The sequence below is a fragment of the Vibrio sp. 779(2023) genome (assembly GCF_033344285.1).
GTDB lineage: Bacteria > Pseudomonadota > Gammaproteobacteria > Enterobacterales > Vibrionaceae > Vibrio > Vibrio alginolyticus.
This window is the reverse complement of sequence record NZ_JAWPOM010000006.1, coordinates 132,223-148,462: the sequence shown is the minus strand read 5'-3', so window position 1 is coordinate 148,462 and position 16,240 is coordinate 132,223. Positions and strand designations below refer to the sequence as shown.

The window sequence follows — 16,240 nt, the reverse complement described above, 5'->3', positions numbered from 1 at the left end:
TCTGGGTTTCAGGTCTTCCATTTCGGTTATTCCTGATGTTCTGTTGCGAGGTTAATTTTTGCCTCACAACCACCTTCTGGATGTGTACCAATCTTAAATTGCCAGCCATAACGCTGGCATAAATCATCCACAATCATCAAACCCAATCCGTGCCCATCAGAATGTGGAATGGTCGAAAAGCCTTCGCCTTCATCACGTACCGAGATGGTGTTTTCCCCGATGCTGATATGAATTGATCCCGATGGTGTCGCGGCGATGCCGTTGCGAATCAGGTTGCCAAGAATAATGGTCAACACAGCATTGGTCGCGCGCGTTTTTGGGTTTCCGTCGATCTGTACATCAAAGCTGAGTGCTTTCTCATCCGCCTGAGCTTGGCTTTGGAAGATGATTTGTTTCAGCTCTTCTTCGGTGATACTGCGCACCGGTGAATCGTCTGCATTGCGTTCATAACGCACTAAGCCGAGTAGGGCATCCACCATGGTCGACATTTGCTGCGTCGCATCCTGAATTCGGTTCACTTGGCGGGTTTGGAAATCCGTGTTCGCACTTCTCGCCAGTAAGCTGCTTGAGCCTTTCATTACGGTTAACGGTGTACGCAGTTCATGGCTTGCGTATCGTGCAAAGGCTTGCTCACGCTTGATGACTTGGTTGATTTTGTGGCGGTACTCATTCAACTCATCCGCAAGGGTTTGGAACTCTTTGGCCGAGCCCTCAGGCACACTAAAAGTCTGCGTAGCATCGCCTTGGTGACGATCGAGTTGAGTTTTAAGCGCATTGACGGGTTCAATTAAGCGCTGTGATAAACGCAGCAGCAGGCTACCAAACAGAAACACTAGCACGGCGACAATGGACAACACCATAGCGACGACGAGAATGAATTCCTCTGAGGTGATCTCGATTTCATCAATCAAGGAAACCAGAATCACAGGATGTTCAACGCCTTTGTAGGTGTAAGTGCTCATGTAAACCATGCGCGAGTATTCGCCGTCTTCTACTTCATCAAGAAAGTGCTTTTGACCAATCAGGTATTTTTGGTAACGCTCGGCAACCAATGAGATGTCGTTGTAGGCGGTGGTGAGCAGGTCAAGCTGAATACTGCCTTGCTCAGGATGGGACTGGAAATGTTCAATCGCTTCTTTTTTGTCGACCATAATACGGCGTTCACCCACGCGGTCTTCAGACCAAAGCAGGGAGCCGGTAATCAACAAAAAGCAGAAGATGCCAATCACGACAGACACAAAAGAGAAAAACAGAGCGAGTCGCCCTGTCATACTTTGTGTGCTTTGCGTGCTAGCAAGTAAGCGATTGATCATGCACCTGTCTCCAAGCGGAAGCCGACTTTCGGTACGGTGATCAGCACATGTTGTTCAAATGGCTTATCAAGTTGGTTACGCAGTTGGTAAATGTGGCTGCGCAGAACGTCGTTGTTCGGCTCGTTCTCTTGCCAAAGTTGGAAGGCGATTTCTTCGCGTGTCACTACGTCTGGCGCGCTTTTCACAAGCATTTCCAGAATGGTGTATGTGGTTGGGTTTAGCGCTAGCAGTTTATCTTGGCGGTAAGCTTTACGCGTTTTTTGGTCGATAGAGACTTCGCCGTATTCCAACTTGCTCGACGCGACAGTGCCACGGTAACGACGGATCAGTGCCATCATACGCGCTTCTAGAATATCCAGATCGAAGGGTTTGGTCAGATAGTCATCCGCACCGTGTTGGAAGCCTTTGAGCATATCGTCACGGCTATCGAGTGCAGTCAGCATAAGCACTGGTGTGTTGTTGCCCGCATCGCGAAGTTTATTACACATGGTCAGGCCATCCATGCGTGGCAGCATGAGGTCGAGCAAGATGATGTCGAAGGTGTTTTCCATCGCCAGTTTCAGGCCGAGCTCGCCGTTGTCTGCATAATCGAGTTCCATACCTGCACACTCAAAATAATCGAACAGCATGCCTGCGATTTCTCGATTATCTTCGACTAAAAGTACGCGTTTCATGTATTTCTCTCCAAGTGGGCAGGTGCTCGAAAATAAGATTTCGTCTTAACCGAACATTATTCACTAAGGACGTGAAAAAGATGTCAATAACATCTCTTTCACGTTGATGTTTGTAGACTGGATTCATTCATCGGATTTAGTGGAAGAGTAGCATGTCAACCTTCAACATTCACGCTGCAACCTTTTCAAAGGTGAGCCAACACACTGAGCCTAAAACAGTTTTGTCTGTTGTGGTGCCATTCTTTAACGAGCAAGAAGTCTTGACTGAATTTCATCGTCGTTTAGCCGCCGTTTTGGATGAAATGCCAGAACATTGCGAAATCGTCTATGTCGACGACGGCAGCAAAGATGACAGCCTAATGATCGCGCAAAACTTTTCTCAATCTTCTAGCGACGTTCGTTGTATTGCATTAAGCCGTAACTTTGGCAAAGAGTCCGCCATGAGTGCGGGTCTGGAACACTGCATAGGTGAAGCGGTGATTGTGATTGATGCCGACTTGCAAGACCCACCGGAGTTGATCCCGCAAATGGTATCAAAATGGCGTGAAGGTTATGACGTGGTGAACATGCAGCGCAGTGAACGCCACGGTGAAACTTGGTTCAAACGCTTCTCGGCCGCTTGCTTTTACAAAGTGCTTAATAGCATGGCGAAATTGGATGTGCCGGAGAACGTGGGCGATTTCCGTCTACTGAGCGCAAAAGTGGTTAAACACATCAATGCGTTGCCAGAGCGTAACCGGTACATGAAAGGCATCTTTTCTTGGCCGGGTTTCAAGCAAGTGACGGTTCAGTTTGAGCGTGACGCTCGTTTCTGTGGTGAAACCAAATGGAACTACCTCAAGCTGATTGGCCTTGCAATGGACGGCATTACCTCGTTTTCCATTCGTCCTTTGCGTTTAGCGACACTTGCCGGTGCATTGGTGGCGTTCAGTGCCTTTATCTATGGCGCATTCATAGTGATGAAAACTGTTGTGTTTGGTGAGCCTGTCACTGGCTACCCATCCATGATGGTCGTCCAACTTGCGTTGGGCGGTGTGCAACTGCTGTCGATTGGCCTTTTGGGTGAATACATTGGCCGCATTTTTGTCGAGACCAAGCAACGTCCTCTTTATCTTGTTCAGTCTGTTTACGAGCAGCCTGCAAAACATCAATCCATCCAAACCATGAAGTTTAAACTGGGAGAAACCGCGTAATCATGAGTATTAATAAAACCCATCTGTGGTTGTTGTTGGCGTTTGCTCTTTTACTCCGTCTTATTTCACTTGCCGCTTACCCTTTGATGGACACCACAGAAGCCCGCTACGGCGAAATGGCGCGCTTAATGGTGGAAACCGGCAATTGGCTTACCCCACAGTTTGATTACGGCGTGCCTTTTTGGGGGAAACCACCCCTGTTCACTTGGATGAGTGCTTATGGCATTGAGCTGTTTGGATTGAATGAATTTGCAGTGCGCGCACCTCATTGGTTGGCGGGGGTTGCGACAATTGTTTTTGTTGCTTTCATGGCGCATCGCGCAGGCTTTAATGCTGTCATCGCAGCGTTGGTATTGGCGACGTGTGGCATCTTTTCAATTGCGGCGGGTGCAGTGATGACAGACATGGCACTGACATTGGCAATGACCATGGCGATGGTCGGCTTTTACTACTGCTGGCTTGGCAAAGACAACCACAGCCGATTGTGGGGTTATCTCGGTTTCTTTGGCTTGGCTTGCGGGCTGTTAGCAAAAGGTCCGGTGGCGATCGTGATCATGGGCATCGCAGTGTTTCCTTGGCTTGTGATTCAGCATGGCTTCTTTGGTGCCTTCAAAGCCTTGTGGCAGCGTTTTCCAATTGTATCGGGTTTGGCGCTCATGCTGGCGATTGCTCTACCGTGGTACATCATGGCTGAAATGGCGACGCCTGGATTTATTGATTACTTCATTGTTGGCGAGCACTTTAAGCGTTTTGTTGTCAGCGGTTGGGAAGGGGACCTGTATGGCTCTGCTCATGATCAACCACGTGGGATGATCTGGGTATTCTGGCTGCAATCGGCTGCGCCTTGGTCAATTGTATTGCCTACCTTGGCGTGGAAACGTCGTAAGGTGCTCAAAGCCGTTGAAACCGATCATCAAGGTCTGTTTAGCTTCCTGATGTGTTGGCTGATTTCCCCAATGATCTTGTTCACCATGGCTGGAAATATTTTGCCTGCTTACGTACTACCGGGTGTGCCTGCATTGGGGATCTTGATTGCGATGCTGGTGGATAAACACGATTTCAAATGGCTGACAGGAACGGCAGCGGTGTTGCCAGCCCTGCTTATGATTGCGATGTTGGTTTTGAATATGGGCAAAGCAGATAGCCGCAGCGACCGCATAATCTTCGCGCAAATTAATGACAACGCTCCGGTCTTTTACATTGGTAAGCGCCCGTTCTCAGGCCAATTCTATAGCCATGGTCAGGCGAAAAAGCTTGAAGATAAGAATGACTTAAACAATCTGAAGAAATTCCACCTGATTGGTAAATCGCAGCAAGTGGATAGCATGATTCATGAAAATGCGTTGAGTTGTACCAACGAGTTCACAGCAAAATCGAAACGCTCACTCTACACCTGTGTGGTTGGATAACGGAATGCGCAAATTACCAAAATTTGCTTCGCTGGAAAGGTTTGCTTCGTTAACAAGGTTTGCTCTAGTAGGTGGTGTCGGCTTTATGGTCGACACCCTCATCTTTTCTGTGTTGTTCCATTGGTTTGGTTTGGAGCTGATGTTGGCTCGTGGGATAGCATTTTTATTTGCGGCAACCACGACTTGGCTTGGTAATCGTTGGCTGACTTTCTCTCAAGCAGAAAAAACCAACCCTTTCGCTCAATGGAAAAAGTCTATGATGAGTGCCTTTATCAGTGCTTTGCCGAACTTTATTGTGTTCAAAGGCGTAACGCTCGCGCTAGGAACGCAAGGGGTGATGGTCTATTTGGCTTTGATCTTAGGCATATTGGCAGGCATGGTGAGTAACTATTTACTCAGTGCAAAATGGGTGTTTAGTTGAGGATAGAAGGTTCGGGCTTACTATCCTATCCTCGAGTTAAAAATTCGTTATTTGAACCAATTTTTCTTTTTGTACATCAGAGTAAACCTAAAGCTTTTCATGGGGGATGTAAAAAGGTAAATAAGCCAAGGTTTATACCTTGGCTGTTGTTAGTTCAGATTTAGATTTTTCAATCTCAGATTCCGTTTGCCACTTGCCGTTGTAAAGATACTTACACTCTGGGAGTGGGGCTTTCGAAGCCCTTAAATCAAACACCTCATCGGTTTTATATTCTCGACTACAAACAGGAATACTAAACAGTCTTGATTCTGGCTTTGCTTCAAACAGCTTTTTGTGGTCCTCGACCTCTGTACAATTCAGTTTGTAGACCTTTGACAGTTGCGCGACCATGGATTCTAAATCTGCTTCAGTTTTAAAGAAAACGTAACAATCGAATCGATCTTGTGAACGAAAGATAATCTCTTGAGCAGTATCTTGGTATTCGCACCTGTCATACTTAAAATAGAATTGGAGTACTTTTCTTTTCTTATTGTAATCAGCAAAAAGCCAATCTTCTCGCTCTCCAACTCTCACTTCTGTTGGTTCATCAGGCTGGCGTTTTAACATACCAAATGAAAGCAAAATGAAGGCACCTGCTCCCGCTAATGCCATTGGACCAACCAGTGCTACCATAACCACACACACCACTGCGCCTATCCAGCCAACAGCTTGCGTAGCGGTATTTACCCATTTAGGCATATTGCGACGTTTTTTCATCACAAAGCCTTTATCTGAAAAAATGTAGTCATATCGATAATCTAGGCCAATCGTAAGGTAAAAGACTCCGGCCATCATCACTGACAAAATAAAGGCAAAAATGGTTGCACCAACCGTATCGCTTGTATGTATAAAAAAAACCATTAGGAATGGTGCGATCACAAATGGAAGCGCAGTTAATTTGTAATGGTAGCGAAAAGGCTCCTCTACATCATACTTATGCCATGTTGTTAAATTGTTCCCTGTGAGAATCTCTTGCTCTTGCGCTTCTTGATAAACCGCCAATTCTTCTGGGGTGATATAAAATGGTGAATATGCCAAGGGTTACTCCTGAAAACCTAATGTGCCAACAACGGGTGTGAGTGCTTTTTTAATGATGTCTTGTTTAGTATTGTCTGAAATCACGCCATAAGTTGCACTCTGTTTTATGCTGTTTTGGAAGCAATACTCACGCTTAGCTGGGGCATCATCTTCCATATCGTACGTCACTTGAATAGCGAGGTATTGATCGGCCTCTTTAATCGGCAATGTCACCTTATACACCAGTAATTCTTTGCTCGCTTGGTTCTGGGTTTGTAGCGTGACTAAATCTGCGTTTTGATGCCACGAGCCGGACGTTAAATCATCTTCTTTTGCCTTGGTGTTGGTACTCACTGTAATACCATTCGTTGCTGCCCGCCTTGGCAGTTGAATATGCACTTCCAAACCGATTAACTCACGATGTGTGTAACCTGGGTAAGCTTGTACTTTTTCAATAGGTTGATGGTATACCGTAGGCTGCTGAATAATCGACTGTAAGTCAAACAGAGCTTGCTGTACCAAGGCTGAATTATGTTTTTCTCTTTCAGGCAAGCTCGCAGATTGGCTCCACTGAGTACGAGCAGGATGGTATCCCCATGGGAGTTTATCTAGCCATTTTTGGAAATCATCTTGTTTCAGCTTGTTCAGTTTATAATTGATGGCTAGGTATGCAACCGTGAGAACAGCTAAGAATGCCATTACGGGTCCACCAAAGGTCAAGTTTAGTGCAAATTGTCCAGTCAACCCTCCGTATGCTTGGAACAAACCAATTGCACTAGTTAAACCAAGTGTTGCGGTATTTATTATATGCAAAGATCTTTCAAGACCATAAACTTCATCAGCACTCTGCCAAGAACGGTACGCCTCAATACCCGAAGCCAACGCTCCTAAAGCTCCTGTAATCGCGAGCCATTTATTGAAGACCTTTAAATCATCAAGGATCAAGTTTTCAAAACCATTGGCATTTCGATCGACTAAATTTTTAAGAGTTTTCAGTGAGTGCTTTCTTAGTTTCTCATTCCCTTTAACATTATCCCATAATTTACCCGTCCGAATACCCGTCCAAGCACCGGCCGTGTAAAATAGCTTTTGCTGAATATCCAAGAAATCATCTTGGCTCATGAGCCCAGATTCTTGAATGCTGCTCATTGCATCAGCAAATGCGAGGCAGTTAAAAATCAGAGCTATGAAGCCCAGACCGCCTACATCTTCAAACCGTTTCTTGAGGTTGTTTAATCGGTTATCCCATATGTCTTTACGCATTCGAATTGTTGCCTCAAGTACGTCATCTGGAAGTTCTATGTACTGAGGGTATTCCAACGTCGCAACGGCCAAGCTTTTTTGAAGGTGCCGCTGTTGCTGGAGAGCCTTCTTATACTGCGTGTTTGATATAGTTTTATCACCCTTGTTGAAGGCTGCTAACACTTCCTTGTTTTGGTTCGATGCGATGAGTTTTTTATCATGATTGGATTTCCAAGAACCAAAACTTTGTGCGTAGCCTTTGTTGATATTGATTGGAGTGTTTATCGACAAACGTTCTACAACGGCAGCTCTTAGGTAAAAACTTGTTCGGGTGAGCGGTTTTGACAATAGAGATATCATTAAGATAGACGCTTGGGCTGTTAGGCTAACGCCAAACTCTATTACCCCCTTGAGTAAAGCGCTGTTAGTCGCTTTGAATATGCTATCTAGCCCATCGAATCCTTTTGCTATATCTCTTAGAAATTCGGTTTCTGCAGTATTTGGGTTAGAAATAAAGTCCATTACTTTTGCATACATACCCACACGGTTACTTGCTGTCGAAACGTAGTCCATAAACTGTTTGTCTGAGCTTTCAGTGTCTGGAACAATTTTGGCGACGTCTACTTCACCTACCTGATTTGAAACTTGTTCAGGAATTAATTTCTCCACTTGTTTAAAGAGACTACGACTAAACCCGGAAGTGTAGAGTGCGAGTAAACTGGTTGGTTTCTCCCATTGGCTTTCTGCCCATTGGCGGTCTTCTTCTTGCATCACCAAAGTAAATGACTCAACCGCTTGCTTGTGCAGTTGATACAAGCTGTACTGCGTGTCTTCGCTGTATAGGTCGAAGGTTCTCTCAAGATGATGAGGTGTTAAGGACTCCATTACTGCGATAAAGTCGCGTTTGACCGAAACCACTTGGGCTAGCATGGTTTCTTTTTGTTCTGACAGCTCTTGCATCTCGCTCAGCATTTGCTTCCAGTTGAGCTGCTGACGCCAGCGTTCAGTCGCTATCCATTGTTCGTATTTACCAAAACGGCTCGCAGAAATTCGATATTTGTCCTGTATCGCTTTAGCAATGTCACTTTGGGTATGTTGGTGTGATTCAATCGCTCCAGCGGAAAATTTAGCAGGATAGCCGGACTGAACTGAGCTTTTGTTCTGCTCTGCCAAATCAAGTTGGTGAGAGGAGTCATAATAGTCAGCCATGTCGGTATAAAACGACAGCTCTTCGCCGTTACGCTTAACGCTAGCTGGCATGTCTATCTCGTCACTTGCACCAAACATACACAGTTGCATGGCGGTCTGCATCAAGTTCCACTGGTTTGAAAACTGGTCAGTGAAAAGGCGGTAAGGGCTTGCGGCACCAACAAAATGCAGTGACATATCTTGAATGTCTGCGGCGTAATCTTTTATCGCGACGAAGTAGCCTGATTCTTCTTCTGGAATCGCAGAGGTTAAATCGCTTTTGACTGCGACAGGTTTAAAGACAGAACCATCTTCATCTGCTTTGGTGGCGATGCCAGAATCCGCAAAGCGACCATCATCGACGGCAGAAGATTCAATATCAGCGACTTGGGTTAACTTATCTATTGGTGCAATGTTGTGCTGATTCTCGTTTGAGGACAGAACAATGGTTTGCATGCGATCGATATGATTACTCGGATTGTTAAGTACGCGCATGAACGTGTGCCATGTCCACCGGTGCTCAGAGAAGCAAATCGATAGTACGCTTCCGTTGACGTAAGTAAGGAAGGGCTTTGCATCTTGTGGTGTCCCACGCTGCTCTGATTTTGGGCTTTCCGATTCTCCCAACTTATAGAGCGTGAATTGCGTTCCTTTGATTTCGTATTCGTCTAAGCTTTTGTTGATTGCATCATAGACATACAGCCAACCGTCGCGCAGTTGACGCAGGGTGTAACCAACGGTATTGAGTTTGGCTGGGCCTTGGCCTTTCCATTCTTCAGGCAAACCAAAAGGTTGTGTCTCTTCTGTTTCTAGCTGATCGATGGCATAGCGGACTGGGATAAAGTGCGCAGGTGATGCTTCCGTTGCTTCTTTCTCAGTTTTTAAATTGAGAGGCTCTGGTTCAGACGGCGGTGGCGGATCGATTTTTTTTGTTTCTCCCTCCCAAAACATACTGCGCTCTGGGGGTGAGCCAGCAAGATCATCGGATTCCGTGGTTGGAACGATATTCAGCGATTTCAGTGTACCATCGCTTTCAAATGCCTGAACGGCCTCCTCATAGGTATAGCTGTTGTCATACCAGAACATAGAAGTTTTTGGGGGAAGTGGATTATTCATCGTTAGCCCATGTTTAAGAGTTTTATTCTGTTACGCAAATATCGCACCAAAATAAAGCAATTAAAAATCAATGAGTTAGATTTTTATGGTTTTGCTTCAATCAAATAATTGTTTGTTTTTCCAATAAGTTGGTTGGTGTTTACCATTTTTTGTATTGATTGAATCAAAGTTTGAGTTATTAGTGATGCCTCAATGAGCCGACAAAACAAAAGGGCTCCAGAGTTAACTCTGGAGCCCTTTCTAGTATTTAAGCTCTAAATAATTAGCGACGCTTTGGTTTACGTTGACCACCTGGTTTGCCTTGTCCTTGCGGCTTGCTACCTGCCGGGCGGTTTGCACCGTTGCCGCTAGGACGTTGGCCGTTGCTTGCAGGGCGTTGACCACCTGTAGCTTTGCCAGAACCGTTACGGTTACCAGATGGTTTACCATCTTTTGAACCGCCTTCAGAGCGTTTGTTCAAATGACCACCGAAGCCTGGTTGGTTTTTGGTATGTTTGGTTGCAAAGCGGTTTGCCCCGTGACGACCAGATTTACGACGTTGCGCAGGTGTTTGTGCTTCAATGTCTTCTGCAGGAACGAGACAGCCTTGTTTGTCACCAATCAAATGTTTTTTACCCATACTGACTAGGGCTTCGCGGATCATTGGCCAGTTTGCTGGATCGTGGTAACGCAACAGCGCTTTATGTAGGCGACGTTGACGTTCACCTTTTGCTACAGGTACATCTTCACGTTTTTTGTACTTCACGCGTTTCAGAGGGTTTGTCTCTGAGTAGTACATCGACGTTGCGTTACACATTGGCGAAGGGTAGAAGTTTTGTACTTGGTCACATTCGAAGTTGTTCTTTTTCAGCCACAGAGCAAGGTTCAGCATGTCTTCGTCTTCTGTGCCTGGGTGCGCAGAGATAAAATAAGGGATTAAGTACTGCTTCTTGCCTGCTTCTGCACTGTATTTCTCGAACATCTCTTTAAAGCGATCGTACGTACCCATGCCTGGCTTCATCATTAGATCAAGAGGACCTTTCTCTGTATGTTCCGGTGCAATCTTCAAGTAACCGCCTACGTGGTGAGTCACGAGCTCTTTCACGTATTCTGGTGATTCAATCGCAAGGTCGTAACGTACGCCAGATGCAACCATCACTTTCTTCACGCCTTCAACTTTACGCGCTTCGCGGTATAAATCGATCGTGTGTTTGTGGTCTGTGTTTAGCTTGTTACAGATGCCCGGGAATACACAAGAAGGACGACGACAGTTCGCTTCCGCTTTTGGATCTTTACAGCCCAGGCGGTACATGTTTGCAGTCGGGCCACCAAGATCGGAAATTGTGCCGGTAAAGCCTGGAACTTTGTCGCGAATTTCTTCAATCTCGTTGATGATAGACTCTTTCGAACGGTTTTGAATGATTCGACCTTCATGCTCGGTAATCGAACAGAAAGAACAGCCACCAAAGCAACCACGCATGATGTTCACAGACGTCTTGATCATGTCGTACGCAGGAATTTTTGCTTTGCCGTACATAGGATGAGGAACACGCGCGTAAGGCAGGCCAAACACAAAGTCCATCTCTTCGGTCGTTAATGGAATTGGAGCTTGGTTTACCCAAAGTTCACGATCACCATGGCTTTGAAGTAACGCTCGACCAGAGTACGGGTTCGTTTCTAAATGCAGTACACGGCTTGCATGCGCATAAAGAATGCGATCGTTTCTTAGCTTTTCAAACGAAGGTAAACGGACCGCAGTCGTCGCAGCATCGTGGCGTGATGGGCGAATTGTGATTGGTTGTGCAATTGGCTCGTCTTTTTTAGTTTCACACTGAGTTTCTACTTCGTATGGGTTCTTTGGTACGAACGCTTCTTTACGAGGTTTTTCAATGCGAGAAGAATCAATAACCGTGTAGCCTTCTGGCGCGGTTGGCAAGTTCACGGCAGTACCACGAATATTGGTCATGGTGCTGATGTCTTCGCCGTTTGCGATGCGATGTGCTACTTCGACAAGTGCGCGTTCTGCGTTACCAAAAAGTAGGATGTCTGCTTTTGCATCAAATAGTACCGAACGGCGAACTTTATCTGACCAGTAATCGTAGTGCGCAACACGGCGTAGGCTGGCTTCGATACCACCTAAAACAATAGGTACTTCTTTGTAAGCTTCACGACAACGCTGAGAGTAAACCAAAGTCGCGCGGTCTGGGCGTTTGCCACCTTCGTTATTCGGTGTGTACGCGTCATCGTGACGAAGCTTTTTATCCGCGGTGTAACGGTTGATCATGGAGTCCATGTTACCCGCAGTGATCCCGAAGAACAGATTTGGCTTACCAAGTTGCATGAACGCATCTTTATTTTGCCATTCTGGTTGAGCAATGATACCGACACGGAAACCTTGTGCTTCTAGCAGGCGGCCAATGATAGCCATACCAAAGCTTGGGTGATCCACATAAGCGTCACCGGTTACAATGATAATGTCACAGCTATCCCATCCTAGGGCATCCATTTCTTTGCGACTGGTCGGCAAGAAAGGTGCCGTACCAAAACACTCTGCCCAGTATTTTTTGTACTCATGAATAGGAGTGATGTTATTGGTCATATTTTGCTCTCTGTTCCAGGGAGCGCGAATTATAGCGATTTGATTATCAGGTATCTATAACAAACTCATCTATTCCAGCTTAGTTCATCGAGTTTTATTTGGTTTGTAAAAATATCAATGCTCTATCGGCGATTTTCTGTCTAATTTCACCTTGAAAGCCTCATGGTTATAGATCGGTTCATGAAAAATGTCGCAATCTTAATACAAAGCATAAGCAATGGTGTGCTTATGTGGGGTAAAGTCTATAATCAAATTAGTGCATATTAAATGCAAAAGGCTGAGCTGCTCTGGAAATAGTTCTAAGTCGATAGGCTTATCGTTGACACAATCCATCTATAAAGAGGATCGGCAGGTCCCAACTGGAATGTCGCGAATTGACTGTGAATTTTGAGCCTTGGGCTAATTACAAAAAAAGGGGCTAGGGTATGAGTGAATCTACGACAACAGTGCATCCAAAAATGCAAACGACTTCCAGTCTAACTCCTGTTATAGAGTGGTCTTACGATATTGATACTCGCGATTTCGAATGTGATCAGCAAGGAATGGCAAAGGCATTTGGGATAAGTACGCCAGTAACCAGCCTAAATAACTTGTTTGATCATATGCTGATGGGGCAACAAGAAACGCTAAAACAACGAATTCTAGAAGTGGAACTCTTTGGCGGACGGGGGCGGTTTTCTTGTTGCATGATGCTGAAAAACGTTAACTTAGTGCACGTGACTATTAGTTTTGAAAGGCTCAATAAGCGCATTATCCAAGGCACTATCATTCCACAATTAACAATCACTGGTTGCGAGGAGTTAGCGACAATCCTCGAAACGATTTTTGATTTGCCGAATGTAGGCGTTTTAGTTGCCGATGAAGATACGCGCATCTTAGGTTGTAACCGTGCCTTTGAGTTACAAATGGGCTATCAAAACCGAGATCTGGTTGGGCTTAAAACTCATATTTTCAGTACCTCTCACCATAGCCAAGCGTTTTATGATCAGCTGTGGCAGCAAATTAATGATGAAGGATGTTGGTGTGGTAACTTGCTGAGCAAAACAGCAAACGGTAGCAACCAAGCTCATCATCTTTGTATTTACCGACTTACGTTTCATTCTGGACGAATTCTTTATCTCGGATTTTCTACGGATATTTCTGCTTCGTTGTTGTGGATGAAAAATCGTTGTGAACAACAGCATGATTGGGCTGCCTTTTTACCAACGAGGAAAGAATTTGAACTCCAATTAGCTACCTTAGCGAATGAAAGCAGAAATAAAGAACTCAACATTGTTATGACACTCAGACCCAAGTTTTCGGAGAGATACTTGCTTGAACAGCAATTAGGTTTTGCAGATTTTATTATGCGAAGTCGCTACACCAGTATTGCGGGGCAGTTATCTCGGGATGTGTTTGTCGTATGCTTGCAGACCCCTCATTGTCAATGGTTGAGCCCGGTTCGTTTGATCCAAATTGCCATGAAAGGGTTCTTTAATGAGCTTAGAAATGAAATGGGCACAAAAATGCATGCCACTATCGTTAAAGGCCAAACTGGTGTGTCAATCCTTGGCTATGATACGAACCGACCAAGACAAGCGCTAGCACATGCAGCGCAAGCGATGTTGTCCTCTATTTCCGGTGAAGGCAGCTATTTCAACTTTTACGACAGTGAACTTCACTCTGAATTAGTGAAGCGCCAACATCTCGAGGCGTTTTTGGAGGCGCAAATAGAGAGTGGGCTAGTGGACGTTTACTTTCAACCGATTATCGACGTTCAAACCGGAAGAGTGGTTAAGTTCGAGGCTCTCGCACGCTTTTATGATGAAAATGATGCGTATTGTACGCAAAAGATGATCGCTATTATTGAAGATCTAGAACTCATAGCGGCACTTGATGACGTGGTCTGCCAAGCTGCGTTGAAGCACTTTCCGCGCTTACAAGAAATTTATGGCGAGGAAGTGGGCGTGACCATCAATCGCTCCCTCAACACGAAATTGGATTCTCTTCAGATCCTTCAGCGGTCGCATGATTTGATTAAAGCCAGTGGTGTAGACCCTAAGCGAGTAACTATCGAGCTAACAGAAACCGCGTATTTTGAACAAGATGAGGAGCATACTCGAGCTCTAGAGGAAGTGCGGAAAGAGGGCGTTGAGATCGCGATTGATGACTTCGGTACTGGGTATTCTTCTTTTTCTTATCTAGAAAAAGGGCAGTTTGATTTACTGAAAATAGACCGAAAATTCATCAAGAACATTCATAAAGGGAGCACCAGCTATAACATTGTGAAAATGGTCACCGAGCTTGCACAGCAAATGAATGTAAAAGTGGTTGCTGAAGGCGTGGAATCTAAGCAAGAACTTCAAGTATTGGCAGAAATCGGTGTCGATTACATGCAGGGCTTTCTATTTTCTGCTGCCGTGCCTGTCGATTTGATGGATAAAGCGGACAGTTATGAGCATCTGTTCTCTGACATCGCGATTGAGTCTAAGCAAAGTGATGTGTTGCAATCTTTGAGCCATGAACAAGTCAGGTCTATGGACCCTGGAGAACCGCTCTCCTTGGCAGTTGAGTACATGAATTTGAATCCAAGCTTGCCTTTAGTTGTTCTCAATGAAAATCGTTGTGTTGGGTTAATTACGAAAGAGACGGTGAATTTACACCTAACGCCCTCGATGGGCACAGAGCGAGAAACTGAACGAGAAAGCAGAATTTGGAAACGTCCTGTTAATCAGATAATGAGCACCGAATTTGTGTTGGTTGATGAGGATTTACCTGTCTCTGTTATTCGAGAGTTGGTGAAAACCGGCATTCGTTTCCCTTGGGTATTGTGTAATACCAAAGAAGAGTACCGTGGAGTTTTAACGCAGGAAGACGCGTTGAAGTATCTTGCTTCTCTGTGAATAAAATTGTCTTACCGTTTTAGCTCATTTGGGGGCCGACTTTCGGTGGTTTGGCGATAGTTGATTTGATATTATCGCCCCCCAAAATGACTTTTGAGCGTGCATTCAACATGATTCAACAATTGCTGGTTACTTTCCCTCCGATGCTATTTGGCGCACAAGCGCTACTGACTTTGCTTCTAATCAAGGGCGATATTTGTCCTGGTCAGCGAGGACGTCTTCATAAAATGTTGCCAGCAGTAGCTGTATTGTGGCTCGCTGTTGCGTCACTTCGCATTGAAGCATTTATGATCGTGTTTGCTATTTTCTACTTCTATTCTCAGGTTCAAACCAAGAAAACGCGTGAAAAAGGGCCACTATGGGCGATGCATTTAGCGAATGGTTTGGCCTTTGCGTATGTGAGTATTCAAGTATTTGAGCAATCAAGCTGGCCAGCATCGATAGCGATGGCGCTAATGATATTTTTCCTTGGGGCGTCATTTTCTCAATTGCTGCTTACGATAGCTCGCAGCAGATTACAGGCATTTCACCGTATTTTACCAGTTACGGGCATTGTGTCTGGAATGCTATTAGTCATCGCAACGTTGTTTGCTTCTTACCAGTTAAATGAAGCTGCACTGAACGCTGCAACACAGCCAATCTTGCTGTCTTTAGCTATGCTAATTTCTTCAATTATTGTGTGGTGTTGGCATATTTTTACGCATAAGAAACCAGAAAAGGTGCAACTGAGCGTTGCCTTGTTTCTAGCACTCGCGTCGATGACGAGCCTGCAAGATTTATTCTCTCTCGCGGCTTAACCTCTATTCTAAAGACAAAGCTAGACGGCTTATATCCAAGTGCTTTCTTGGTGCTTGGGTATAAGGTGATCACGTTTTAGATCGCACTCACTTTAAATTCGCGTGATTACTACTACGCTTGTTTATATACCTTGTCGAAGAGGAGAGTCGCGATGGATTTAAGCAATGTAGGTAATCTGGACAGCACTATTTTGCTAGGTATCGTCAACGAAAAGCTACGTTTAGAGTGCGACAGTTTTGACGAGTTAGTATCAGTGTATGAGATGGATGTAGAGTCTGTAGTCGGCAAGCTTGATATGCTCGGTTATCAGTACGATCCATTGACTAACCAATTTAAAGCATATCAACGCTAAGCCTTTCATAACCCAAAT

At 45.1% G+C, this 16,240-nt stretch carries 11 protein-coding genes; 6 read left to right on the top strand and 5 right to left on the bottom strand.

Annotated elements, in window-relative coordinates:
- Positions 1-26: 26 nt before the first annotated feature.
- Both R8O70_RS10265 and R8O70_RS10260 read right to left on the bottom strand, forming a co-directional pair.
- On the bottom strand, positions 27-1,313 hold the full coding sequence (locus R8O70_RS10265; protein WP_258624402.1) for a sensor histidine kinase: 1,287 nt from the start codon (positions 1,311-1,313) through the stop codon (positions 27-29).
- The gene (locus R8O70_RS10260; protein WP_005389368.1) at positions 1,310-1,987 is read right to left on the bottom strand and encodes a response regulator transcription factor; all 678 of its coding nucleotides are present in this window, start codon (positions 1,985-1,987) and stop codon (positions 1,310-1,312) included. Before R8O70_RS10260 ends, R8O70_RS10265 begins: the two co-directional genes overlap by 4 nt.
- Positions 1,988-2,139: 152 nt before the next feature.
- Here R8O70_RS10260 and R8O70_RS10255 point away from each other — a divergent pair, with 152 nt between their 5' ends.
- From R8O70_RS10255 to R8O70_RS10245, 3 genes are read left to right on the top strand one after another with little or no spacing between them, the layout of a single operon-like run.
- Complete coding sequence (locus R8O70_RS10255) at positions 2,140-3,180, top strand: glycosyltransferase family 2 protein (protein ID WP_258624399.1); 1,041 nt, start codon at positions 2,140-2,142, stop codon at positions 3,178-3,180.
- Positions 3,181-3,182: 2 nt separating this feature from the next.
- Positions 3,183-4,589, top strand: coding sequence for an ArnT family glycosyltransferase (locus R8O70_RS10250; RefSeq protein WP_258624396.1), 1,407 nt, complete (start codon positions 3,183-3,185; stop codon positions 4,587-4,589).
- Between the two features lie 4 nt (positions 4,590-4,593).
- On the top strand, positions 4,594-5,010 hold the full coding sequence (locus tag R8O70_RS10245; RefSeq protein ID WP_258624393.1) for a GtrA family protein: 417 nt from the start codon (positions 4,594-4,596) through the stop codon (positions 5,008-5,010).
- Positions 5,011-5,142: 132 nt separating this feature from the next.
- On the opposite strand, the gene R8O70_RS10240 is transcribed toward R8O70_RS10245, so the two are convergent.
- The 3 genes from R8O70_RS10240 to R8O70_RS10230 form a co-directional block, all read right to left on the bottom strand.
- Positions 5,143-6,087: a hypothetical protein gene (locus R8O70_RS10240; protein ID WP_258624390.1), complete on the bottom strand. Its 945-nt coding sequence runs from the start codon at positions 6,085-6,087 to the stop codon at positions 5,143-5,145.
- 3 nt (positions 6,088-6,090) lie between these two features.
- A complete protein-coding gene (locus R8O70_RS10235; RefSeq protein ID WP_258624388.1) occupies positions 6,091-9,612 on the bottom strand; it encodes a T6SS effector BTH_I2691 family protein in 3,522 nt (1,173 codons plus the stop codon).
- Positions 9,613-9,874: 262 nt separating this feature from the next.
- A complete protein-coding gene (locus tag R8O70_RS10230) occupies positions 9,875-12,190 on the bottom strand; it encodes a YgiQ family radical SAM protein (RefSeq protein WP_318184170.1) in 2,316 nt (771 codons plus the stop codon).
- 425 nt (positions 12,191-12,615) lie between these two features.
- Here R8O70_RS10230 and R8O70_RS10225 point away from each other — a divergent pair, with 425 nt between their 5' ends.
- The 3 genes from R8O70_RS10225 to R8O70_RS10215 all read left to right on the top strand — a co-directional run bounded on the left by R8O70_RS10225 (position 12,616) and on the right by R8O70_RS10215 (position 16,222).
- On the top strand, positions 12,616-15,072 hold the full coding sequence (locus tag R8O70_RS10225) for an EAL domain-containing protein (protein ID WP_318184169.1): 2,457 nt from the start codon (positions 12,616-12,618) through the stop codon (positions 15,070-15,072).
- Between the two features lie 86 nt (positions 15,073-15,158).
- Positions 15,159-15,869, top strand: a complete 711-nt coding sequence (locus R8O70_RS10220) for a hypothetical protein (RefSeq protein WP_195723078.1) — start codon at positions 15,159-15,161, stop codon at positions 15,867-15,869.
- 152 nt (positions 15,870-16,021) lie between these two features.
- Positions 16,022-16,222 carry a DUF4250 domain-containing protein gene (locus R8O70_RS10215; protein WP_005376762.1) on the top strand — a complete coding sequence of 67 codons (201 nt, stop codon included), beginning with the start codon at positions 16,022-16,024 and terminating at the stop codon, positions 16,220-16,222.
- The last annotated feature ends 18 nt before the right edge of the window (positions 16,223-16,240 follow it).